The following is a 23285-nucleotide window of genomic DNA, read 5'->3' on the forward strand; positions in this document are numbered from 1 at the left end:
TTTCTAGCTAGGCTTAAACAATATTAAGGTAGAATAAAAGTTTTAGAATAGTTTATGAACGCCGATTGGGTCGTTAGCTAATATATAAGTTTTAAATAAGGATAGACATGCAAAATAATATGAAGAGTTTATTAGGACAATGTATTTTTGGGGCGAGTGTGTTGGCTTTATTAGTAGGCTGTAGTCCGCATATTGTAGAAACAAATAATGTTGCATTGAACTTAGCTTATCAAACAAACACGCATAGTGCTAAGGCTTTGGAAAAGAAAATTTTGCTTTTAAAACCTTCATTACAATATAGTGATAATATTGCTAAAGAGTATGAGAACAAATTTAAAAACCAAGTTACACTTAAAACTGAAGATATTTTAAAAAATCAAGGGTATAAGGTTGTTAGCATAGAGGGTAGTGAAAAGAGTGATTTATCTTTTGCACAGAAAAAAGAGGGGTATTTAGCGATTGCTATGAGCGGAGAAATTGTTTTACGCCCTGACCCTAAAAAAACCACGCAGAAAAAATCAGAACCCGGATTATTATTTTCTACCGGTTTGGATAAAATGGAAGGGATTTTAGTTTCAGCCGGCTTTATTAAAGTGGTTTTGATTGAGCCTATGAGTGGTGAAGCATTAGATTCTTTTATGATTGATTTGAGCGAGTTAGATATTCAAGAAAAGTTTATTCGTAACACTCATTCAAGTCATAGTGGGGGATTAGTTAGCACTATGGTTAAAGGCTTAGATAATTCTAACGATGCGATTAAAAACGCCTTAAATAAGATTTTTAAAGATATTATGGAAAAGATTGACAGGAAACTCACTCAAAGCAATTTAGAGGCTTATCAAAAAGACGCTCAAGAGTTGAAAAATAAGAAAAACAAGCAACTTTAAAGCACTTGAATAAGAAAATTGGAGGGGGTTATTTAGGAGTTTTTTTAAGCTCCTTGTGTGCTTTAGATGCGAATGATTACACCTATTCAATCCCCGAAAAAGAAGAGTTAGGCTATCGTAGATTTTTAAAGAAAAAATGTTTAAGAGATGAGACAAAGACACCATGTTTTATCAAGCCTAAAATAGCCAAGAAAAAACCCTTTAATTTAGATAAAAATTCTCGTTATTATGGCACAAGCGTGGTGCAAATGTCATGGCTACAAAGTATGCAAAAACTTAAAAGCCATTCGCAATACAAAAATATTCCTTTTGCAGAAATCAGTCTCATTCTTGGTTACAAGCATTTTTTTGATAAAAGGGGGCGTTATGGTTTTCGCTACTATGCCTTTTTGGATTATGCTTATGGTTTTTTACCCAAAGATGATTTTTCTTATCGTTCTGATTTGATGAAAGATGCGGGCATTCCTAATAGCTATCAAAAAAAGCTAGAAAGAAAAGAAACCTTTATTAACACTCTTATTTATGGTGTAGGGGCTGACATTTTATATAGGCGTGCTTTTGGAACGCTTATTTTAGGGGTAAATTTAGTGGGAGAAACTTGGTTTTATGAAACTGATATTTTTAAAAAATGGTCTAAAGAGCCTTTTGCAACTTATAAGCCCACTATGTTTCAAGTCATGTTGAATACGGGGTATCGCTACCGCTTTTCAAGACATAAGAATTGGGCGATAGAGTTTGGCACACGCATTCCTTTTTTAACTAATCATTATTTTAAAACTCCTTTATATACTCTTAATTTTAAGCGTAATTTATCTGTTTATCTCACTTCTACTTATGATTTTTAAGAAAATTTGTTGTTGCAAAATTCTTACTTGTTAGGAAAACCTTAATTTGATTAAGTTATAATGCACTCAAAATGTTAAGCTAAAGGTTGATAAGCCATAATCTAAGGAGTAAAATTATGGGACAAAATTTAGATAAAGATTTTCTTAAAAATACTTCCTCAACTGCTTCTTTGTATTCTCGTCGTGATTTTATTAAATCTATTGCTGTTGCAAGTGCGGCTAGTAGTGCTGGAATGTTCTTGCCTAGCGACTTAGAGGCTAAAGCTGGCGAAAATCAAGAAAATTGGAAGTGGGATAAAGCCCCTTGTAGGTTTTGTGGCACAGGCTGTGGGATTATGTTGGCTAAAAAGAATGGCAAAATTGTTGCCGTTAAGGGCGACCCTATTGCTCCGGTCAATCGTGGCTTGAATTGCATTAAGGGTTATTTTAATGCCAAAATTATGTATGGCGAAGACAGATTAGTAGAGCCACTATTAAGGGTGAATGAAAAAGGCGAGTTTGATAAAAAAGGGAAATTCAAGCCTGTTTCATGGAAGAGAGCCTTTGATGAAATGGAAAAGCAATTCAAAAAAGCCTATAACGAAATGGGACCAAGTAGTGTGGGGATTTTTGGTTCTGGGCAATACACTATTCAAGAGGGTTATGCAGCAGTTAAATTATTAAAAGCTGGGTGGCGTAGCAATAATATTGACTCTAATGCTAGACATTGCATGGCTAGTGCGGTAGGGGGGTTCATACAGACTTTTGGGATTGATGAGCCAAGTGGGTGTTATGATGATATTGAATTGACTGATACTATTATCACTTGGGGGGCAAATATGGCAGAAATGCACCCTATTTTATGGGCTAGAGTAAGTGATAGAAGACTGAGTAACCCTGAAAGAGTTAAAGTTGTCAATTTAACAACCTTCAGTAATCGCTCTTCTGGTATCGCTGATATTGAAATTATTTTCAAGCCCAACACCGACTTAGCGATTTGGAATTATATTGCTAGAGAGATTGTATATAACCACCCAGAGGCTATGGACAAGGAATTCTTAAAAAAACATATTGTTTTTGCTACAGGGTTTGCTGACATTGGCTATGGTATGCGAGATAATCCTAATCACCCTAGTTTCAAGGCAAGTGAGAAAGATACCGTAAAAAAGCAAAATGAAATCATTTTAGATGAAGAAGAGGCTATCGCTCTAAAGCATTTAGGCGTTAAAAAGGGCGATAAATTTGAGATGAAACACCAAAAAGAGGCCGGTAAACATTGGGAGATTTCATTTGAAGAATTTAAGAAAGGCTTAGAGCCTTACACTTTAGAATATGTTGCAAAAGTCGCTAAGGGGGATAGAAGTGAGACTTTAGAAAGTTTTAGTGAAAAACTCAAGCAATTAGCAAAGCTCTATATTCAAAAAGATAGAAAAGTAGTGAGCTTTTGGACAATGGGCTTTAACCAACACACTAGAGGCACTTGGGTGAATGAGCAAGCTTACATGGTGCATTTTTTACTAGGTAAGCAAGCTAAGCCCGGTAGTGGAGCGTTTTCATTAACCGGTCAGCCTAGTGCTTGTGGAACTGCTAGAGAAGTGGGGACTTTTAACGCTCGCTTACCGGCAGATATGGTTGTAACTAATGAAGAGCACCGAAAATTAGCTGAAAAAATTTGGAATCTTCCAAGTGGGACTATCAATCCAAAGCCCGGCTATCCTTTCTTACAAATGATGAGAGCCTTAGAAGATGGTAAGGTTAAATTTGCTTGGGTAGCTGTCAATAACCCTTGGCAAAATACTGCTAATGCGAACCATTGGATAAAAGCTGCAAGAGAAATGGATAATTTTATTGTGGTGAGTGATTGTTATCCGGGTATTAGTGCTAAAGTAGCAGATTTGATTTTACCAACAGCCATGATTTATGAAAAATGGGGGGCTTATGGGAATGCTGAAAGACGCACCCAGCATTGGAAACAACAAGTAGTTCCTGTAGGAAGTGCGATGAGCGATACTTGGCAGATTATGGAATTTGCTAAGCGTTTCAAGCTCAAAGAAGTGTGGAAAGAGCATAAAATTGATAATAAGCTTACCTTGCCTAGTGTGTTAGAAGAGGCTAAAAAAATGGGTTATAATGAAAATACCACGCTCTATGAAGTTTTGTTTGCTAACAAAGAGGCTAAGAAATTTTTAGCAAGTGATTTAGTAACTAAAGGGGTTGATAACTCTGATATGCTAGGGGATAAGCGTAATGTAGTGGGGAGTGATGGGAAAGTCTTTAAGGGCTATGGCTTTTTCATTCAAAAATATTTGTGGGAGGAATACCGCAAATTTGGCTTTGGTCATGGGCATGACTTAGCTTATTTTGATGATTACCATAAAGTTAGGGGCTTAAGATGGCCTGTGGTTGATGGCAAAGAGACTCTATGGCGTTTTAACACTAAATATGACCCTTACGCTAAAAAAGCTAGTCCTAATAGCGATTTTGCATTTTATGGAAAGGCTCATAAGAAGTTAGTGCATGGGGATTTAAAAGCTCCTAAAGATGAAGAGCCACATGCTATCACTAACAAGGCTAAAGTATTTTTTAGACCCTTTATGAAAGCCCCTGAACGCCCTAGTAAAGAATATCCTTTTTGGTTAGCTACAGGGCGTGTTCTAGAGCATTGGCATAGTGGCACTATGACTATGAGAGTGCCAGAATTATATCGTGCGGTGCCAGAGGCTAGGTGCTATATGCATGAAGAAGATGCTAAAAAGCTTGGTGTGGAACAAGGCGATTTGGTTTGGATTGAATCTAGGCGTGGTAAGGTCAAGGCTAGAGTGGATTTAAGAGGGCGTAACAAACCACCTATGGGGTTAGTGTATGTGCCTTGGTTTGATGAAAAAGTGTATATCAATAAAGTTTGTTTGGACGCTACTTGTCCTATTTCAAAGCAAACTGATTATAAAAAGTGTGCTGTAAAAATCACTAAGGTGCTTAACGCCTAACAAAGAATGAAGTTATGGAAAAAGAGCAAGGGAGTTCTTCTAGGCGTGAATTTCTAAGCACCTTTTTAAAGGGTGCTAGTCTTTGTGTGAGTGCGGGCTTTGTAGGGGGTTTTTTCTTAAAAGGTAAGGAGGGGTATTTCTTGCGTCCTCCCGGAGCTGAAAATGAAAAACGATTTTTGGAGGCTTGTATTCGTTGCGGGCTATGCGTAAAAGCTTGTCCCTATGACACTTTGAAATTGGCAAGCTTGCTAGATTTAGCGAATATAGGAACGCCTTATTTTAAAGCTAGAGAAATTCCTTGCTATCTATGCTCTGATTTGCCATGCATAAAAGAATGCCCTACTGATGCACTTTTAAAAAGCCATTTAGAGCCAAAAAAGGGCATTCGTTCAGTTCAAATAGGCATCGCTGTTGTAGATTCTCTATCATGTGTGGCATTTTGGGGAATACAATGTGATGTGTGTTATCGGGCTTGTCCTTTGATAGATGAAGCACTTGTTTTAGAAAAAAAGCATAACGAACGCACTAATAGGCATGCACTTTTATTGCCTGTGGTTAAAAATGATGTTTGTGTAGGTTGTGGTTTATGCGAGAGAGCTTGCATTACTAAAGAACCCGCTATTAGAGTGTTGCCTAGAGAGTTTGTATTGGGGGAAGTAGGCAACCACTATGTGAAAGGCTGGGATATTAAAGACCAAGAGCGTGTCAAAAAAGCTCAAGGTGCAACTTTGCCAAAAAATGAACAAAAGGCTATAGATTATCTCAATGAGGGGCTATAATGCGTTATTTAATAGCTAGACGATTGGTGCAAGTAGGGATTTTAGTCTTATTTATTTTTGAACTAGGTTTTAAGGGGAATCTAAGTTCTTCAGTGCTTTTTTCTACCATTCCATTAAGCGACCCTTTTGCTATCTTGCAATTATATTTAGCAGGCTTTAGCATGGGGGTTAAGGCTCTTATAGGGGCTGTGGTTGTGCTGGTGTTTTATGCTCTTGTTGCTGGAAGAGCGTTTTGTGCGTGGGTATGTCCTATTAACATGATTACTGATTTGGCGCATTTTGTGCGAGAAAAAACCATTTTTAGGCGTTCACAAGCCTTAAATATCCATAGAAATACCCGCTATTACATACTAGCTTTATGCCTTATTCTTTCTTTTGTGCTAGGGTTCCCTGTATTTGAGGGGATTTCTTATATTGGCGTGGTGCATAGAGGCATTATTTTTGGTTCGCTTTCATGGCTTATGGTAGCGTTTGTGATTTTTTGTGTGGATTTATTTTTAGCCGAACGCCTGATTTGTTCTAAACTTTGCCCTTTAGGGGCGTTTTATGCCATTATTTCACGCTTTTCATTATTAAAAATCTCACACCAAGCTCATAAATGCACAAGGTGCGATCGCTGTTTTGCAGTATGCCCTGAAGTTCAAGTGTTAACGATGATAGGCAAAAGAAGTGAGTGGGTTAAAAATGGGGAGTGCATTGAATGCGCTCGCTGTATTGAAGTGTGCAATGATGACGCTTTGAATTTTAATTTAGTGGATTTATTGAAACAAAAATAGGTGCTACGACCAAGAAGGAGACTAAATAATGAATATTAGTAGCGTGGTTTTAGAATGTGAATCTAAAAATCTCAAAAGCTTAAAAGAAAAGATTGGTTTAATTAAAGGCTGTAGCGTTGAACTAGAAGCGTCTTCTAAACTTGTGGTAGTGATTGAGAGTGAAAATTTGGATACGGAATTAAAGATTTATAAAACTTTAGAGGCATTAGAAGAGGTTAGCCAAATTTATATGGCATTTAGCTATCAAAATTTAGAGCTAGAGAGAGAAAAAGCTGAACATTCTAATGCCCTAGAGAGTATTGAAAACGCTCAAAAAGCACAAGATTTTTGCTATTATGGTGATATTTATAGGCGTTATTGAACTAGCTTTTCTAAACTATGATTAAAGCAAATTCAGCTATAATAACTAACTTATAACATTTTATTTTTTAATGATTAAGGAAAAGCATGAATCTTGAAGTTAAAAAACTTGATACAGCTAACGCTCAAGTGAGCGCTAAACCCTCTATGCAAGATATGCAAAAACGCTATGAGAAAATCGCTCAAAAGGTTGCCAAAAATGCTAAGATAGATGGTTTTAGAAGGGGTAAAGTTCCTCTTAGTCTTATTAAAACTCGCTACCAAGCCAATATTGAACAAGATGCCCAAGAAGAAATGGTGCAAGAAATCTTAAAAGACGCTCTCAAAGAATTAGGGGTTGAAAATAAGGATTTAATTGGTAGCCCTCATATCACTAAGTTTGAAAAAAAAGACGATTGTTTTGAAGTGCAAATGAGCGTAGGGTTAAAACCAACAATCATTTTAGATGCGATTAAAGATTGTGCACCTAGCTTTGAAGTGGAGGCTGTAACTGAAGATAAGATTCAAGAACGCCTAAAAAAGCTTGCTAGAGACTATGCTAAACTTATTGATGCTAAAGAGCATAAAGAGGCTCAACATGATGATGTGGTAACAATTGATTTTGAAGGCTTTATTGATAATGAACCTTTTGAGGGTGGCAAGGCTGAGAATTTTAGTTTTTCACTTGGTAGCAAGCAAATGTTAGAAGAGTTTGAAAAAGCGATTTTAAACATGAAAGTAGGCGAAGAAAAAGAATTTCCTTTGACTTTTCCAAGCGACTATCATGCCCAGCATTTAGCCGGCAAAGGGGCAAGCTTTAAAGTGAAGTTGCATAAAATCCAAGTGCGTGATATTCCTGAAATCAATGATGAATTTGCTAAAAATGTGTTAGCTCAAGAAGAAAATGCTACCCTTGCTACCTTACAAGACAAAGTAAAAGGACAGCTTTTTGTGGAGAATAAGACCAAGCTTTATAATGAAGAGCTGAAAGAAAAGTTCATTGAAAGTTTAGATGAGAAGTTTTCATTTGATTTGCCTAAAACTATTGTAGAACAAGAAATGGATTTATTGTTTAGAAACGCATTCTATTCTATGCAAGAAGAAGAAATGAAGGCTCTCCAAGAAAATCAAGAAAAAGCTAAAGAAAAGCGTGAATCTTTTAGAAAAGATGCTACAAAGAGTGTGAAAGTTACTTTTATTGTAGATGCTTTGGCTAAACAAGAAGAAATTTTTGTGCATGATAATGAAGTATTTCAAACCTTATATTATGAGGCTATGATGACAGGGCAAAACCCACAAAACCTCATTGAGCAATACCGACAAAACAACATGCTCCCAGCTGTTAAAATGGCGATGATTGAAGATAGAGTGCTTACGCATTTTTTAGACCAAAAATTGTCTAAAGAAGAACAACAGATGATTGAAAGTTTGAAACAAACTTCAAAAAATACCCAATAAATTTTAAGAAAGGTAGGTTAGGATTATGAGTTATGTCCCTTTTGTAATAGAAAAATCAGGGCGTGGAGAACGCAGTTATGATATTTATTCGCGCCTTTTAAAAGACCGCATTGTTGTTTTGAGTGGCGAAATTAATGATGATTTAGCCTCTTCTATTGTGGCACAACTCTTGTTTTTAGAGGCTGAAGACCCAGAAAAAGATATTAGTTTGTATATTAATTCTCCCGGTGGCATTATCACAAGTGGTTTTAGTATCTATGATACAATGAATTTCATTCGCCCTGATGTTTGCACTATCTCTATGGGGCAAGCCTCTTCAATGGGAGCGTTTTTGCTTAGCTCTGGAGCTAAGGGCAAGCGCTTTTCTTTACCCCATGCACGCATTATGATTCACCAACCTTTAGGAGGGGCTCAAGGACAAGCGACTGATATTGAAATCACCACTAAAGAGATTTTAAGGCTTAAAGGGTTATTGAACACTATTTTAGCAGAAAATACCAATCAAACTTTAGAAAAAATCCAAAGAGATACAGATAGAGATTTCTATATGAATCCTTTAGAGGCAAAAAATTATGGCTTGATTGACCAAGTGTTGCAAAAAAAGGTGAAGAAATAAGCCCATGGCTTTATTAGAAATCGTGCATTATCCTTCAAAAATCTTAAGAACTATTTCTAAGGAAGTGGTCTCTTTTGATAAGGAACTTCATCAGCAATTAGACGATATGTATGAGACTATGATAGTAGGTAAGGGGATAGGACTAGCTGGTATTCAAGTTAATTTAGCTTTAAGAATGTTGCTTATCAATCTTCCTAGAGAAGATGACAAACAATACAAAGAAGACTGCCTAGAAATTATTAACCCAAAGTTCATAGAGACTAAAGGGATTGTGAAGTGGAATGAGGGCTGTCTTTCAGTTCCTGAATTTTATGAAGAAGTGGAGCGTTTTGAGGAAGTTACCATAGAATATCAAGACCGCTATGGTGAGTTAAAAGTTTTAAAAGCAAAGGATTTGTTAGCGATAGCCATTCAGCATGAAATGGATCATTTAGATGGCATATTATTTGTAGATAAGCTTTCTATTATCAAGCGCAAAAAATTTGAAAAAGAATTGAGCAGAAAACAAAAATATAAAAACAAGCCATGATTAATACAATTTATTGTGCGACCATGCAACGAGGTTTGGCAGAAGTCGTGGCTGTAGAGGCAACTTTTACTAGAGCCTTACCGGCATTTGTGATTTCAGGCTTGGCTAACAATTCTATTCAAGAGGCTAAGCAAAGGGTGCAGTCTGCTTTGCAAAACAATAACTTCACTTTTCCACCTTTAAAAATCACTATTAATCTTTCGCCCTCTGATTTGCCAAAATCTGGCAGTCATTTTGATTTGCCTATCGCTCTTTTGGTAGCTTTACAAAAACAAGAATTAGCCCTTAAAGAGTGGTTTGCTTTTGGAGAATTAGGACTTGATGGCAAGATTAAATACAATCAAAATATCTTCCCTATGCTTTTAGATATTGCCATTAAGCACCCTAACGCTCAAATCATTGTTCCTAAAGCAGGCAAAGAGCTTATTTCTTTAATCCCTAATTTGCAATGTTTTTTTGTGGAGCATTTTAAAGAGGCTTTAGAGATTTTGCAAAACCCTGAGAGTAAAGCGCATGCTTACATTAAGAATTTACCTTTTAAAACAATAGAGATTGATAATAAAGAATATTATTTTTCTAATCATTATGAGTTAGACTTTAAGGAAGTAAGAGGGCAAAATATTGCCAAGGAGGCTGTATTAATTGCAAGTGCAGGGTTTCATAATTTGCTTTTAGAGGGAAGTCCTGGTTGTGGAAAAAGCATGATGGTTAATCGCATGCGTTATATTCTACCCCCTTTGAGTTTGAATGAAATCCTAGAGACCACAAAATTGCGTATTTTAAGCGAGCAAGAGGGCATATATAGCCCTTTAAGAAGTTTTAGAAACCCTCATCAAAGCGCGTCAAAATCTAGTATTTTAGGCTCAAGTTCCCTAAAAGAACCAAAACCCGGTGAAGTGGCTCTAGCTCATAATGGATTATTATTTTTTGATGAATTACCTCATTTTAAGAAAGATATTTTAGAAGCCTTAAGAGAGCCTTTGGAAAATAATAAATTAGTGATTTCAAGGGTGCATAGCAAAATTGAATATAACACTTCATTTTTATTTGTAGGGGCTTTAAATCCTTGCCCATGTGGAAATTTACTCAGCCAAACTAAAGTGTGTCGTTGCCAAGATAGAGAAATCACGCAATATAAAAACCGCTTAAGCGAGCCATTTTTAGATAGGATAGATTTATTTGTGCAAATGGAAGAAACTTCCAAAAAAGAAAATCCAAGCCAAAATGTTTGGACTTCTGAAAACATGCATCAAAAAGTTTTGCAAGTCTTTAAGCACCAAAAAGAGCGTCAGCAAAGCGCTTTTAATGGGAAGTTAAATGAGGCAGAAATTCTGCAATTTTGCCCCCTAAATAGTGAAAATCAAAATTTATTAGACCAAGCTATTGAGCGTTTTGGGCTATCTATGCGTTCGGTAAATAAAATCAAAAAAGTTGCTCGCACCATAGCAGATTTAAATGATTGTCAAGAGATAGAAAAATCCCATATACTCAAAGCATTAAGTTTTAGAAAAATTTCTTAAAAATAGAAAATATATCCTATAATACTCGCTTAAAAACCTATTAGGGTGTAAAAGGAAAATAATGCAAGAATACTATATTCATAACTTAGATTGCCCAGATTGTGCAGCTAAGTTAGAAAAAGCTTTAAACAAGCTAGATTATGTCAAAAAAGCTCAAATCATTTTTAGCACCAATAAATTGTTGTTAGATACCAATGATTTTGAGCAAGTAAAAGGCTTTATCAAAAAGAGTGAGCCTCATTTAAGTCTTTCATTTGTAGAAGATGTGATTGAAGAAAAACCTTTGAGTTTCACCCCTTTAATCGCAACAATCATCGTTTTTTTAAGCGCATTGTTGGTATTGCATTTTGAACCGCATGCTTTTATCGAAAAAAGCATGTATGTGTTGCTTGGTTTAGTGTATTTATATGCGGGTAAAGATGTGTTTTTAGGAGCGTTTTATAGCTTTAAAAAGGCGCATTTTTTTGATGAAAACGCTTTAATGCTGATTGCTACTATTGCGGCTTTTTGTGTGGGGGCTTATGAAGAAAGTGTTTCTATTATGGTGTTTTATTCAGCGGGCGAATTTTTGCAAAAACTTGCTGTTTCACGCTCTAAAAAATCCATTAAGGCGCTTTTAGATGTTGCCCCCCATTCAGCATGCTTAAAAGAGGGCGAGGAGCTTATAACAATAGCCCCAGAGGAATTAAAGATTGGCGATATTGTGGTGGTTAAAGTGGGTGAGAAAGTCCCTGTAGATGGCATGATTATTAAGGGGGAAACTTTATTAGACCAGCGTGCTTTAACCGGAGAATCTATGCCTGTTAATGTGAAAGAGACTTCAGAAGTGCTTGGGGGCAGCTTGAATCTAAAAGCTGTGATTGAAGTGGAAGTGAAAAAAACTTATCAAGATTCTTCTATTGCTAAAATGGTGGATTTAGTTCAAAGTGCTGCTAATGAAAAAAGTGAAACAGAAAAATTTATCACTAAGTTTTCACGCTACTATACTCCAAGCGTGCTTTTTATAGCGTTTTTAATTGCAGTAGTCCCTCCTTTGTTAAACATGGGGAGTTTTGATGAGTGGATTTATAGGGGGCTTGTGGCCTTAATGGTGAGTTGTCCTTGTGCGTTTGTGATTTCAGTGCCATTAGGGTATTTTGGTGGAGTTGGAGCAGCGAGCAAAAAGGGGATTTTAATGAAAGGCGTGCATGTTTTAGAGGTCTTAACCCAAGCAAAAAGCATTGCTTTTGATAAAACCGGCACGCTCACTAAGGGAGTGTTTAAAGTGGTAGAAATCTCTCCTAAAGAGGGCTATAGCAAGGAAGATGTCTTACGCTATGCAAGCTGTTCGCAACTTTTATCCACACACCCTATTGCTGTATCTATCAATAAAGCTTGCAAAGAGCTTTTAAAAGATAAGGTTGTCCATGAGCATTGCATAGAAGATTATGAAGAGATTAGTGGCTTTGGAGTTAAGGCAAAATGCCATACAGATTTGATTATTGCTGGAAATGAAAAAATGCTAGAAAAATTTCATGTCTGCCATGATTATTGCGTTTTAGACAGAGGAACGGTGGTGTATGTATCTTTTAATGGGGTGTGTATTGGACATATTGTTATTAGCGATGAGATTAAAGAAGATGCCTTAGAGACTTTAGAAACCTTAAAAGTGCATGGAGTGGAGCATTTTTGCATTTTGAGTGGGGATAGGAAGAGTGCAACTCAAAGCATTGCTAAAATGCTTGATTGTGAATATCATGCAAGTTTGTTGCCAGAAGAGAAAACAGCCGTATTTAAGGAATTTAAAGAGCGCTATAAAACACCGGCTATTTTTGTGGGCGATGGCATCAATGATGCCCCAACTTTAGCAAGTGCTGATGTGGGTATTAGCATGGGGCATGGCTCAGAATTAAGCAAGCAAAGTGCTGATATTATCATCACTAACGACTCTTTGTCTTCTTTAGTGAAAGTTTTAGCGATTGCCAAAAAAACTAAGAGCATTATTTGGCAAAATATTTTATTTGCTTTAGGGGTTAAGGCAGTGTTTATTGTGCTAGGGCTTATGGGGTTTGCAACTTTATGGGAGGCTGTCTTTGGCGATGTAGGAGTGGCATTATTAGCTTTGGCTAATTCTATGCGTGCTATGCGTGCTTAGAATGTTTTGATATAAAGGTAGGGGGAAATTTATGCTAACTTTAGAATTTTTATTGCTATTAAGATAAATCTAACAAACGAGTAAATTCTAAACGATATTTTTTATCATTCTAAAAATTTAAAAAATCAAGTAATATTCAAGGGGTTTATATATAAGTTGGTTAGTAGAAGTGGCTCCAGATGTAGGATTCGAACCTACGACCAAGCGGTTAACAGCCGCCTACTCTACCACTGAGCTAATCTGGAATAGATTGCTAAACAAATGGCTCCAGATGTAGGATTCGAACCTACGACCAAGCGGTTAACAGCCGCCTACTCTACCGCTGAGCTAATCTGGAATCTTTAAAAAAGTGATAAGATTATAGTAAAATTTCTCTATAAAGTCAAGTATAAAATGATATTTGTTCAAAAAGTAAAGTAATTTTTGTTTATAGTGTGGTTTTTAGAAATAAAATCCTTTAAATCATACAGAATCCCATTTTCTAAAAGTAAATCTAAAATGTTTAATGTTTTAAAAACTTCATGTTTAATAGCAACAATAACGCCCTCATAAGTTGGGGTCGTTGGTAATTTATCTAAAAGTTCAAACGCATTTGTTTTTACTAAAGGGTCATACACGCTCACGCAAGCGCCTAGTTGTTCTAATTCATGTTTAAGTTTAGTGATAGGAGTGTTGCGTATGTCATTGCAATTTTCTTTAAAACTTGCTCCTAAAATTAAAATGCGTGCTTTAAAAATTGCTATATTATTTTTAGCAAGTAATTTAGCGCATTTGTGTGCTACAAATTTAGGTGTATTTTCATTGATTTCTCTAGCTTTTTCTAATAGTTGCAAAGGGCTTTGATAGATTTTTGCAATATGTGTGAGATAGTAGGGGTCTATACCAATGCAATGCCCTCCCACAAGTCCGGGTGTAAAAGGTAAAAAATTCCATTTGGTTTGGCATGCCTTAAGCACTTCATAAATATCCACTTCTAATTTATCTAGCAAGCAAGCGATTTCATTTAAAAAAGCGATGTTTAAATCCCTTTGAGCGTTTTCTATCGCTTTAGCGCTTTCAGCCACTACAATACTAGGGGCAAGATAAGTTTGAGTGATAGTGCTATAAAGTTTATTGACTAAAATAGCGCTTTCTTTGGTGCTTGCTGAAGTGATTTTAATGGTGTTTTTTAGAGTGTGTTCTTTATCGCCTACATTGATGCGCTCAGGCGAATAACCTACAAAAAAGTCTTTGTTATAAATGAGTTTGCTTGCTTTTTCTAATTCTTTGACACATTTTGTTTCGGTGCAAGTAGGGTAGGTAGTGGATTCATAAATCACAATATTACCCTTTTTTAAATGCCTCCCTACAAGATTTGAGGCTTTTAAGAGCATAGAAATATCTGGCTTTTTAGCCTCATCAATAGGGGTTGGCACAGCAATGATAAAAATATCAGTGCTTTTTAAATCACTCTCTTTGTCAGTGAAAGAACAATGAATGCTTTGCCTAAAATCTTGCATTTGCATTTCATTGTTGCTATCTTTTGCATTTTGTAATTCCTCTATGCGCTTTTTGGAAATATCAAACCCCACGCATTTAAAATGCTCCCCTAAGGCTAAAATTAAAGGCAAGCCAACATATCCTAAGCCAATCACAGCAATTTGGCATTCTTTTAAGTCTTTCATATACTTTTTAAAACCTTAGTAATGCTTAGTATTTCTTCTTCTTTCAAATAAGGGTGCATAGGCACACTAAAAATACGCTCACTTACAAAATGAGTGTTTGGAAAATCTTGTAAATTGTAGTCTAAATCTTTTAGAGATTTTTGTAAATACAAACCTTTAGGATAGTGGATAGCATAGGGAATTTGCGCTTTTTCTAAGGCTTTTAGAACTTGTTCTCTTTTAGAGCTTAAAAGTGAATATTGCGCATAAATATGCGAGCGATTTTCTAAAGGGCTAGGTAATTCAAAGGGGCTATTTTTAAGATATTGTGTATAGAGCTTGGCCACTTTTTCACGCTTTTTTAAAGTCTCTTTATAATACTCTAGTTTGATATTTAAAATTCCAGCTTGTAAGGCATCTAGTCTTGCCCCAAGCCCTAAATATTCATGCTCATAGCGTTTGGTTTGCCCATGCACCCTTAAGAATTTGAGTTTGTTAGCTAATTCTTCATCTTGGCAAAAAATCGCCCCTCCATCGCCATAGCACCCTAATGGTTTAGATGGAAAAAAACTTGTGGTAGCTAGTAGGGGCAATGAAACACTCATTTGATTTTTATAAGTTGCTCCAAAGCTTTGAGCCGCATCTTCTATTAAAATGAGGTGGTGTTTTTTAGCAATATCTAAAAGGGGGTCATAATCAAGCGCTAGACCAAACAAGCTCACAGGCACAATCGCTTTAGTTCTTGGTGTGATAGCTTTTTGAACTAAATTAATATCCATATGAAAAGTTTTAGGGTCAATATCCACTAAAATGGGCTTAATTTTTAAAAGCCTAAGCATTTCAACCACAGAAATAAAGCTAAACGCGCTCGTAATGACCTCATCATTTTCTTTAAGCCCTAATGCCATAAAGGCTAATAAAAGCGCTGAAGTCCCACTTGAACAAGTGATAGCATGCTTACTAGATGAAAAAGCACCTAAATTTTTTTCTAATAAAGCCACTTCTTCACCCATAATAAATTGTGCTTTTTCGCACATGGATTGTATTTTTGGTGTGATTTTGGCGCTTAATTGTGCGTATTCACGCTTTAGTCCGCTAAATTCTATCAAAAGTTTGTGATTTCCTTTACGATACCATTATTGAGATGATAGGTTGAATTATCGCTTTTATCTTTGGCGATATTTTGTGCGTCAAATATAAGCATATTCCCATTTTTACTCACCCAACCAGCAAATTGAGCTGGCACGCCTACAACCATTTCAAAATCTAACACATCTTTATTTACCACGCTTCCAGCACCTACAAAAGCATATCTGCCAATACTTATCCCACAAACGATAGTCGCATTAGCCCCAATGGTGCAACCCTCTTTTAAAAGGGTTTTTGAAAAACAATGCTTTTGATTGATAAAACTTCTAGGGCGTTTGACATTGGTAAAAACCACTGAAGGCCCAATAAAAACATCATCTTCACAAGTTACGCCACTATACACACTCACATTATTTTGAATTTTACAATTATTGCCTATGCTAACATCAGGTCCAAGCATGCAGTTTTGTCCTATGGTGCAATTTTTTCCAATGCGGGTATTAGTAAGAATATGACAAAAATGCCAAATTTTACTCCCTTCTAAAACGATTGCCCCCTCATCTATAAAGCTACTTGAATGGATAAAAACACTCATTAATCGCTCGAGCAATTACATTTAACGCATAGAGGATGGCAATCTTCATGAGGTTTGCTAACAGAAAGGTTACGAATATCATAGGCTAGTTGGATAGAGGGTGCTACATCATCTAAGCCATATCCTCCTTCAGTAAGGATTTGCCTATAGCTTTTGGTATGCAAATCGCTAAAGCCTCTTGTTAAATCAATTTCTTCTCCCTCCATAACCATGTTGCGATATACTTTTTGATTTGCCACTCCCATATGCTCTGGATTGATAGATAAAAACCATTTAATCTTAGCATGCTCTAAAGTAAGTAACCCCCCAACACAATCAGGCTGTTCTATATCTAAAACATTATCTACAACACCACCAAATAAATATAAAAGCACATCAAAAATATGAATCCCAATATTAGTGGCTAAGCCTCCACTTCTATCTATATCTGCTTTCCATGAAGAAAAATACCATTTTCCTCGCACAGTCATATAAGTGAGAGTGATGTCAAAGACTTTGTTAGGATTTTTTTCTAATTCTTGCGAAATTTTTTCTTTAAGCACAATAACGCTTGGATGCAAGCGTAATTGCAAAATACTAAAAACCCTTCTTTGATATTTTTTCTCTAAATCCCTTAAATCATCAATTTCGCTAGGGTCTAAAACTAGAGGCTTTTCACAAATAACATTCAAACCATGCTGTAAGCCAAAACGAATATAATCAAAATGCGTGTGATTAGGGGTGCAGACACTAAGATAGCTAATCTCCTTGCCAGCATTTTGAGATCTTTCTAAATAACTTTCTAATTCTTCAAGACTTGTAAAAAACTCTGATTCAGGAAAATAACTATCTAATACCCCCACACTATCATGTAAATCAAATGAACAATCCAAAATATGACCATTTTCTTTAATCGCCTCTAAATGCTTGGGAGCGACATAACCCCCAGAACCAATCATTGCAAAGAGCATGCAAACTCCTTTAATAAATTTGCTATTTTTTCAGCGCTTTTTCCATTCCCATAAAAATACGGTTCAAATATTAAGCGTTTGTCTTCTTGCATGTTAGCAAAAGATTGGATAATCTTTTCTTTAGAGTGCCCCACTAATTTTGCATATTTTTTTTCAATTAATTCTACATATTCGCTTGTGTCTCTTAAGACAAGGCACAATTTATTGAAAAAATACGCCTCTTTTTGCAAACCACCACTATCAGTTAAAACGATGTGAGCGTGTTTTAAGGCATGCAAGGTTTCTAAATAACTCAAAGGTTTATTAAAAATAATTTTTGAAGTCTTAAAAGAGTAGTTAGCTTTTTTTAAAGCGAGTTTAGTGCGAGGGTGTAAAGGTAAAAACACGCTCATAAAAGAATTTGCTATTTCTTCTAAAGCGTTTAAAATTTCTAAAAGAAAGTTGATATTATCAGTATTGTTTTGGCGATGGATAGTAACAAAAGCATAGGGTTTTTTAGGGAGTAAAAGAGGTTTTTTAGTCTTATCTTTAAAATAAATAGCATTATCTATCATAATATCATGGCTTAAAAAATAACGGCTTTTTTCAAAATTTTCATTTTTAAGATTGCACATAGCCGCTTGAGTAGGAGCGAATAATAAAGTGCTCATTTTATCTGTAGCGATGCGATTTCTCTCTTCTGGCATACTAAAATCAAATGAACGCAAACCCGCTTCTATATGCACCAATTTAATGTTTAAAAATTTAGCTGCTAATGCAGCAGCTAAAGTAGAATTAGTATCACCATAAACTAAAACATAATCATATTTTTTTTGTTTAAGGATAGAAATTAATTCTTTAAACATAAAAGCAATGCTATGAAGCCGTTTAAGTTTTTGAGTAGGGCGTTTTAAAATAATGGTTGGTTTTAAATTTAATTCTTCAAAAAAGATAGTGCTTAATTCTTTATCATAATGTTGGTTAGTATGGATTAAATCTTCTTTAAAATCTTTTGATGATTTAAAAAAACGATTCAAAGCACACGCTTTAATCAATTGGGGTCTTGCACCCACAATTGTAGCGATTTGTATTATTGACAATTATGACACTCAATGGAGCGGTCTAAGACACTTTTTTCATCTAAAGTGGGGCTTTCAGAGCGTAAATAATAGGTGGATTTTAGTCCTAGTTTCCAAGCGAGCGTATAGATTTCATGCAAAGTTTTGCCGCTTGCATTTTCTATGCGTAAGAAAACATTAGTGCTTTGCCCTTGGTCAATCCACTTTTGACGCACCGCTGCAACTTTGATTAAATCTTTGGCATCAATATCATAAGCAGAAGTGTAAAAATTCCAAGTTTCTAAACTCAAATTAGGCACAACTACAGGAATTAGTCCGCTCAAATTTTCTTCAAACCATTTTTTCTTATAAATGGGTTCAATGGTTTGGGTGGTGCCTACTAAAATTGAAATAGAGCTAGTGGGAGCAATCGCCATTAAATAGCCATTACGCATGCCATTTGTTTTGACCTTTTCTCTTAAACCTTGCCAATCACAAGTATAGTTAAAAAGCCCTTTTTCTGTAAGCTTTAAGGCTTCTTTATTCGCTTTATCAATCGGAAAAATACCCTTACTCCACTCTGAATTTTCAAAATCCTTATAAACCCCCTTTTCTTTAGCCAAATTCGCACTTGTATCAATCGCATAGTAGCTGATTTGCTCCATTAAACAATCAATTTTTTCTAAATGCTCTTTAGAACCCCAAGCGATTTTATTTTCCGCAAGCATCTGGGCTTCACCCATAACCCCTAGTCCTATCGCTCTATTTTGTAAATTTGTGGCTTTGACTTTGCGGTTAGGATAGAAGTTCAAATCAATCACATTATCTAATAGCCTTACCATAATCGGCACGACTCTTTTAATATCTTCTTCAGTGTTAATCTTGCTTAAATTGATACTCGCTAGATTACACACAGCGGTTTGTCCATCTTTTGCAACCTTAGTAGCGATATAGATTTGCTTGCCTTTAAGGGTGTCTGTGCTAGTGAGCTTGTTAGCCGTTTTAGTGATATGGCTATCTGTAGTAACCAATTCTTTTTCTTCAAAAAACTCTATGGTGCCATCAGTGTATTCTACTTGCATGTAGTAGTGGTTTGGTGCGGTATTTTGAAAAATCTCAGTGCAGAGATTAGACGAGCGAATGATACCTGCATGAGCGTTTGGATTACACCTATTTGCATTGTCCTTAAAAGCTAAGAAAGGTAAGCCTGCTTCAAAATAATTCATTAAGATTTTTTTCCATAAATCTTTAGCGTTAATGTATTCCTTAATGATTGAAGGGTTTTTTTCATACTCTAAATAGCGTTTTTCAAACTCTTCTCCATAAAGTTCGGCTAAGTCATTGCACTCATAAGGGTCAAACAAAGTCCACATACTATCTTCTAAAACCCTTTTCATAAACAAATCGCACACCCAAAGGGCTGGAAATAAATCATGGGCTCTTCTTCTCTCATCGCCACTATTTTTTCTTAAGTCAATAAACTCCATCACATCAATGTGCCAAATTTCTAAATACACCGCAATCGCACCCTTTCGTGTGCCTAGCTGGTCTACTGCAATAGCCACATCATTAGCGATTTTTAAAAAAGGAATCGTGCCAGCACTCGCATTTTTATGCCCATCAATATAACTTCCAATAGAACGCACTAAAGAAAAATCCCAGCCAATGCCCCCACCATATTTGGATAATAACGCCATTTCTTTATAGCTATCAAAAATCCCTTCAATATTATCAGGCGTGCTACCAATATAGCATGAGCTTAGTTGGTGCTTTGTAGTGCGAGCGTTTGCTAGAGTGGGGGTCGCACACATCGCTTCAAATTTGCTTAAAACTTCATAAAACTCTAAGGCAATTTTATTAGGCTCTTCTTCGTTTTGAGCTAAAAACATTGCAATACTCATAAACATGTGCTGGGGTAATTCAATGGGGTAATTGTCTGTATCTTTTAATAAATAGCGGTCATACAAAGTCTTAATACCCAAATAATTGAATTGAAAATCCCTTTCAGGCTTGATTTGACTATTCAAAAATTCCAAATCAAATTTTTCTTTAAAACCTTTAAGAATGCGATTTTTTTCTTCAGCGTTTTCAAAATACTCTTTTAAATGCCTATAGCCAGTAAATCCGCTCACCTTATGATACAAATCGTATAAAAAAAGCCTTGAAGCGACAAAGCTCCAATTAGGCGTGTCAATATCTATCTTATCTACAGCGGTTTTAATTAAGGTTTGCTGGATTTCTTCGGTAGTAATCTTATCTCTAAATTGCAACCTTGCATCTACTTCTAGCTCACTTTGGCTAACCCCTTCTAAATTGTCTGTGGCGTCTTTAGTATATTTTTGAATTTTTGTAATATCTAAGGGTTCAATACGCCCATTGCGTTTAACTACCGTAATCAAAGCTTATCCTTAAATCAAATCGTTACTTTTTAAGTTTGGCATTATAATAGTAAGGTGCTTAAATAGTGGTAAAAGCATTCAAAAGAAAATTTTTACTATCAATAAAAATTAAAAATTAAGGAAAAATAATTCCTTAAGACTTTTTAAAAAACTTAAAATAACCATTTTCAAAGTTAGTTTGAGTGGTGCGTGAAAGACTCAATGAACCACTAGGAATATCTTTAGTTGCTGTTGTGCCGCTACCTATTAAGACATTAGAGCCGATATTGATAGGGGCAACAAGCTGGCTATCGCTCCCTATAAAGACATTTTCACCAATAATGGTTTTATGCTTATTCTTGCCATCATAATTACAAGTAATCACGCCAGCTCCAACATTGGTGTTTTTTCCTATCTCACAATCTCCTAAATAACTCAAATGAGAAGCCTTAACGCCTTGAAAATGAGCGTTTTTGGTTTCTACGAAATTTCCTATTACACTTTCTTTTAAAACAGATTTAGGACGCACATGAGCAAAGGGTCCTATACTACTATTAATAATTTCACTATCTTCTATAACGCTATAAGCTTTAATGTGAGCGTTTTCTATTTGACAAATCCCACTAATGCGCACCCCATGTTCTAAGATACATGCGCCTTTAAAGTTAACGCCTTTTTCTAAGTAAATCGTGCTAGGTAATTGCATCACTACCCCTAAATCCATAGCATTTTTTCTCAATCTCTCTAGCATAATCTCTTCAGCCCTAGCTCTCTCTACTTGGCAATTTACTCCCAAAAAATACTCTTCTTCTAATAAAATGGCATTGATTTTTTCAATTCCTCTATTTTTTTCATTTGTGCCTAGTGCAATTAAATCCGTGAGATAGTATTCTGATTGAGCGTTTTGATTAGTTAGCTTAGGCAAATATTTTTCTAAAAACTTTCTTTCAAACAAATACACTCCAGCATTCACGCTTTGAATTTCTTTTTCTTTAATATTGGCGTCCTTTTCTTCTATAATCTTTTTAACTTGATTACTTTCTAAGACAATGCGTCCATAACCCTTAGGATTAGCTAAATTTAGCATGCCTATGGCGTTATTGTTGCTTTCTAATAGGGGGGCTAGAGCGTTTTTAGTGATTAAGGGCATGTCCGCATTCAAAATTAAAATTTTTTCATATTGAGTAAGAATAGGTGTTTTATCTTCTAGCATGATAGCCCCACCCGTTCCAGAATACTTTTCTACCATTTGAGTGTGAAAAATGACCTTATCAAAACGCTTGATTACCGCTTCTTTAATACGCTCTTGTTGATGGTGTAAGATGAGATGGACATCATCACTAATTGAAAAAGCCACTTCTAAAATATGAAACAACATAGGCTCTCCACAAATGGTGTGTAAAGTCTTGGGCAAGCTAGAATGCATGCGAGTGCCTTTGCCAGCGGCTAATATGATTACAGAAAGCATTGAAATCCTTAAATTTAGGGGGTTATTTTAGGGAATTTTAACATGCATTATCTTATAATCTAAGTTTTAATCAAATGTTTAAGGCTAGAATTTTGCGGTTTTTAAAAATCATTCTTTTGATACTTGCTATCATTTATCCTTTAATGAGTGCAGATAGCACCTTGCCTAGTGTCAATCTCTCTTTGAACGCCCCCACAGAGCCTAAGCAACTTGTAACCACGCTTAATGTAGTCGCCTTACTCACGCTCTTAGTTTTAGCTCCATCACTGATTTTAGTGATGACAAGTTTCACTCGTTTGATTGTTGTATTTTCTTTTTTAAGAACCGCTCTAGGCACGCAACAAACCCCGCCCACTCAAATTCTAGTCTCACTCTCTTTAATATTAACTTTTTTTATCATGGAACCTAGCTTGAAAAAGGCTTACGAAAATGGCATTAAACCTTACATGGATAAAAAGATTTCTTATACTGAAGCGTTTGAAAAAAGTGCTTTGCCCTTCAAAGAATTTATGCTTAAAAACACACGAGAAAAGGATTTAGCCCTTTTTTTTAGGATTAGAAACTTGCCTAATCCTAAAACCCCTAATGATGTGAGCTTGAGTGTTTTAATCCCAGCGTTTATGATAAGCGAATTAAAAACGGCGTTTCAGATTGGTTTTTTACTCTACTTACCTTTTTTGGTGATTGATATGGTTATAAGCTCTATTTTAATGGCAATGGGTATGATGATGCTCCCACCCGTAATGATTTCTCTACCTTTTAAAATCTTAGTGTTTATTTTAGTAGATGGGTTTAATTTATTGACAGAAAATTTAGTGGCAAGTTTTAAAGCGATTTGAAAATAAGGTTTAAAGAATAAAAACAATCCTAAAGCAAACACACTCTTTAGGATTTATTGGTTAAGATTTTCTAGGATTAGCCTCAGTTACTCTAATGGTGCGCCCCATAAAATCTGTGTTATCTAACTCACTAATGGCTTGATTAGCACCCTCAACATGCATTTCAACAAAGCCAAAACCTTTAGGTCTTTTAGTCTCTCTGTCATGAATGAGTTTAACGCTAAACACTTCACCAAACTTACTAAAAAGCTCTTTAACCTCTTCATTGGTCGCACTATAAACCAAATTTCCTACATAAATATTTTTCAATGAAATTCTCCACTAGACAAAAATGACTACTCATAGAAAAATATGATAAGATGATAGAAAAATAACAAATTCTAAAACCCTAACACAATAATACTATAAGAGCATGAAAAATTCTACTTGATAGTAGC

Annotated in this window: 20 protein-coding genes and 2 tRNA genes; 12 read left to right on the forward strand and 10 right to left on the reverse strand. The window is 35.6% G+C overall.

The features are described 5' to 3' along the window. Positions 1 to 107 precede the first annotated feature (107 nt). The 11 genes from C6H25_RS02280 (at position 108) to C6H25_RS02330 (ending at position 12849) form a co-directional block, all read left to right on the forward strand. Positions 108 to 887, forward strand: a complete 780-nt coding sequence (locus C6H25_RS02280) for an HpaA family protein (protein ID WP_104747865.1) — start codon at positions 108 to 110, stop codon at positions 885 to 887. A 5-nt stretch (positions 888 to 892) separates the two neighbouring features. Continuing rightward, positions 893 to 1732, forward strand: coding sequence for an outer membrane protein (locus tag C6H25_RS02285; protein WP_104747866.1), 840 nt, complete (start codon positions 893 to 895; stop codon positions 1730 to 1732). A gap of 116 nt (positions 1733 to 1848) precedes the next feature. Beyond that, a complete protein-coding gene (gene napA / locus C6H25_RS02290; protein WP_104747867.1) occupies positions 1849 to 4698 on the forward strand; it encodes a periplasmic nitrate reductase subunit alpha in 2850 nt (949 codons plus the stop codon). A 14-nt stretch (positions 4699 to 4712) separates the two neighbouring features. Continuing rightward, positions 4713 to 5477 (forward strand): ferredoxin-type protein NapG, encoded by a 765-nt coding sequence (napG, locus tag C6H25_RS02295; RefSeq protein WP_104747868.1) that lies wholly within the window; start codon positions 4713 to 4715, stop codon positions 5475 to 5477. Continuing rightward, positions 5477 to 6253 carry a quinol dehydrogenase ferredoxin subunit NapH gene (napH, locus tag C6H25_RS02300; RefSeq protein ID WP_104747869.1) on the forward strand — a complete coding sequence of 259 codons (777 nt, stop codon included), beginning with the start codon at positions 5477 to 5479 and terminating at the stop codon, positions 6251 to 6253. The genes napG and napH overlap by 1 nt, the downstream gene beginning before the upstream one ends. A gap of 28 nt (positions 6254 to 6281) precedes the next feature. Next, the gene (locus C6H25_RS02305; RefSeq protein WP_104747870.1) at positions 6282 to 6614 is read left to right on the forward strand and encodes a chaperone NapD; all 333 of its coding nucleotides are present in this window, start codon (positions 6282 to 6284) and stop codon (positions 6612 to 6614) included. Between the two features lie 86 nt (positions 6615 to 6700). Beyond that, a complete protein-coding gene (gene tig / locus C6H25_RS02310) occupies positions 6701 to 8050 on the forward strand; it encodes a trigger factor (protein WP_104747871.1) in 1350 nt (449 codons plus the stop codon). Positions 8051 to 8075: 25 nt separating this feature from the next. After that, positions 8076 to 8666 (forward strand): ATP-dependent Clp endopeptidase proteolytic subunit ClpP, encoded by a 591-nt coding sequence (gene clpP, locus C6H25_RS02315; protein WP_199768916.1) that lies wholly within the window; start codon positions 8076 to 8078, stop codon positions 8664 to 8666. Positions 8667 to 8670: 4 nt separating this feature from the next. Next, the gene (gene def, locus C6H25_RS02320; protein WP_104747873.1) at positions 8671 to 9195 is read left to right on the forward strand and encodes a peptide deformylase; all 525 of its coding nucleotides are present in this window, start codon (positions 8671 to 8673) and stop codon (positions 9193 to 9195) included. Then, complete coding sequence (locus tag C6H25_RS02325; RefSeq protein ID WP_104747874.1) at positions 9192 to 10715, forward strand: YifB family Mg chelatase-like AAA ATPase; 1524 nt, start codon at positions 9192 to 9194, stop codon at positions 10713 to 10715. Before def ends, C6H25_RS02325 begins: the two co-directional genes overlap by 4 nt. A gap of 61 nt (positions 10716 to 10776) precedes the next feature. Continuing rightward, the gene (locus tag C6H25_RS02330) at positions 10777 to 12849 is read left to right on the forward strand and encodes a heavy metal translocating P-type ATPase (RefSeq protein WP_104747875.1); all 2073 of its coding nucleotides are present in this window, start codon (positions 10777 to 10779) and stop codon (positions 12847 to 12849) included. A 170-nt stretch (positions 12850 to 13019) separates the two neighbouring features. Here the strand turns inward: C6H25_RS02330 and C6H25_RS02335 are convergent. From C6H25_RS02335 to glmU, 9 genes are all read right to left on the reverse strand, one after another. After that, positions 13020 to 13094: transfer RNA gene (locus tag C6H25_RS02335), tRNA-Asn, on the reverse strand. 17 nt (positions 13095 to 13111) lie between these two features. Further along, positions 13112 to 13186 (reverse strand) — tRNA-Asn (locus C6H25_RS02340). Positions 13187 to 13253: 67 nt separating this feature from the next. Further along, on the reverse strand, positions 13254 to 14513 hold the full coding sequence (locus C6H25_RS02345; RefSeq protein WP_104747876.1) for a nucleotide sugar dehydrogenase: 1260 nt from the start codon (positions 14511 to 14513) through the stop codon (positions 13254 to 13256). After that, positions 14510 to 15601 (reverse strand): DegT/DnrJ/EryC1/StrS family aminotransferase, encoded by a 1092-nt coding sequence (locus C6H25_RS02350; RefSeq protein ID WP_233707305.1) that lies wholly within the window; start codon positions 15599 to 15601, stop codon positions 14510 to 14512. The genes C6H25_RS02345 and C6H25_RS02350 overlap by 4 nt, the downstream gene beginning before the upstream one ends. Then, the gene (locus tag C6H25_RS02355) at positions 15598 to 16176 is read right to left on the reverse strand and encodes an acyltransferase (protein ID WP_104747877.1); all 579 of its coding nucleotides are present in this window, start codon (positions 16174 to 16176) and stop codon (positions 15598 to 15600) included. The genes C6H25_RS02350 and C6H25_RS02355 overlap by 4 nt, the downstream gene beginning before the upstream one ends. After that, the gene (locus tag C6H25_RS02360) at positions 16176 to 17126 is read right to left on the reverse strand and encodes a Gfo/Idh/MocA family protein (RefSeq protein WP_104747878.1); all 951 of its coding nucleotides are present in this window, start codon (positions 17124 to 17126) and stop codon (positions 16176 to 16178) included. The genes C6H25_RS02355 and C6H25_RS02360 overlap by 1 nt, the downstream gene beginning before the upstream one ends. After that, a complete protein-coding gene (gene wecB / locus C6H25_RS02365; protein WP_104747879.1) occupies positions 17111 to 18205 on the reverse strand; it encodes a non-hydrolyzing UDP-N-acetylglucosamine 2-epimerase in 1095 nt (364 codons plus the stop codon). Before wecB ends, C6H25_RS02360 begins: the two co-directional genes overlap by 16 nt. Next, positions 18196 to 20562 (reverse strand): ribonucleoside-diphosphate reductase subunit alpha, encoded by a 2367-nt coding sequence (locus C6H25_RS02370; protein ID WP_104747880.1) that lies wholly within the window; start codon positions 20560 to 20562, stop codon positions 18196 to 18198. The genes wecB and C6H25_RS02370 overlap by 10 nt, the downstream gene beginning before the upstream one ends. 133 nt (positions 20563 to 20695) lie before the next feature. Next, positions 20696 to 22009: a bifunctional UDP-N-acetylglucosamine diphosphorylase/glucosamine-1-phosphate N-acetyltransferase GlmU gene (gene glmU / locus C6H25_RS02375; protein WP_104747881.1), complete on the reverse strand. Its 1314-nt coding sequence runs from the start codon at positions 22007 to 22009 to the stop codon at positions 20696 to 20698. Between the two features lie 74 nt (positions 22010 to 22083). On the opposite strand from glmU, the gene fliP reads away from it, so the two are divergent. Further along, positions 22084 to 22848, forward strand: a complete 765-nt coding sequence (gene fliP, locus C6H25_RS02385; protein ID WP_418904538.1) for a flagellar type III secretion system pore protein FliP — start codon at positions 22084 to 22086, stop codon at positions 22846 to 22848. 60 nt (positions 22849 to 22908) lie between these two features. Here fliP and C6H25_RS02390 read toward each other — a convergent pair whose 3' ends face one another. Beyond that, the gene (locus tag C6H25_RS02390; RefSeq protein ID WP_104747883.1) at positions 22909 to 23157 is read right to left on the reverse strand and encodes an RNA recognition motif domain-containing protein; all 249 of its coding nucleotides are present in this window, start codon (positions 23155 to 23157) and stop codon (positions 22909 to 22911) included. Positions 23158 to 23285: the final 128 nt, after the last annotated feature.

It is taken from the genome of Helicobacter cetorum, assembly GCF_900198405.1.
Classification (GTDB): domain Bacteria; phylum Campylobacterota; class Campylobacteria; order Campylobacterales; family Helicobacteraceae; genus Helicobacter; species Helicobacter cetorum_C.

Excerpts from the sequence above, each read along its gene's own strand:
- C6H25_RS02280 (WP_104747865.1), top strand. The coding sequence starts at position 108 with ATGCAAAATAATATGAAGAGTTTATTAGGACAATGTATTTTTGGGGCG.
- napA (WP_104747867.1), top strand. The coding sequence starts at position 1,849 with ATGGGACAAAATTTAGATAAAGATTTTCTTAAAAATACTTCCTCAACT.
- napG (WP_104747868.1), top strand. The coding sequence starts at position 4,713 with ATGGAAAAAGAGCAAGGGAGTTCTTCTAGGCGTGAATTTCTAAGCACC.
- napH (WP_104747869.1), top strand. The coding sequence starts at position 5,477 with ATGCGTTATTTAATAGCTAGACGATTGGTGCAAGTAGGGATTTTAGTC.
- C6H25_RS02305 (WP_104747870.1), top strand. The coding sequence starts at position 6,282 with ATGAATATTAGTAGCGTGGTTTTAGAATGTGAATCTAAAAATCTCAAA.
- tig (WP_104747871.1), top strand. The coding sequence starts at position 6,701 with ATGAATCTTGAAGTTAAAAAACTTGATACAGCTAACGCTCAAGTGAGC.
- clpP (WP_199768916.1), top strand. The coding sequence starts at position 8,076 with ATGAGTTATGTCCCTTTTGTAATAGAAAAATCAGGGCGTGGAGAACGC.
- def (WP_104747873.1), top strand. The coding sequence starts at position 8,671 with ATGGCTTTATTAGAAATCGTGCATTATCCTTCAAAAATCTTAAGAACT.
- C6H25_RS02325 (WP_104747874.1), top strand. The coding sequence starts at position 9,192 with ATGATTAATACAATTTATTGTGCGACCATGCAACGAGGTTTGGCAGAA.
- C6H25_RS02330 (WP_104747875.1), top strand. The coding sequence starts at position 10,777 with ATGCAAGAATACTATATTCATAACTTAGATTGCCCAGATTGTGCAGCT.
- C6H25_RS02345 (WP_104747876.1), bottom strand. The coding sequence starts at position 14,513 with ATGAAAGACTTAAAAGAATGCCAAATTGCTGTGATTGGCTTAGGATAT.
- C6H25_RS02355 (WP_104747877.1), bottom strand. The coding sequence starts at position 16,176 with ATGAGTGTTTTTATCCATTCAAGTAGCTTTATAGATGAGGGGGCAATC.
- C6H25_RS02360 (WP_104747878.1), bottom strand. The coding sequence starts at position 17,126 with ATGCTCTTTGCAATGATTGGTTCTGGGGGTTATGTCGCTCCCAAGCAT.
- glmU (WP_104747881.1), bottom strand. The coding sequence starts at position 22,009 with ATGCTTTCTGTAATCATATTAGCCGCTGGCAAAGGCACTCGCATGCAT.
- fliP (WP_418904538.1), top strand. The coding sequence starts at position 22,084 with ATGTTTAAGGCTAGAATTTTGCGGTTTTTAAAAATCATTCTTTTGATA.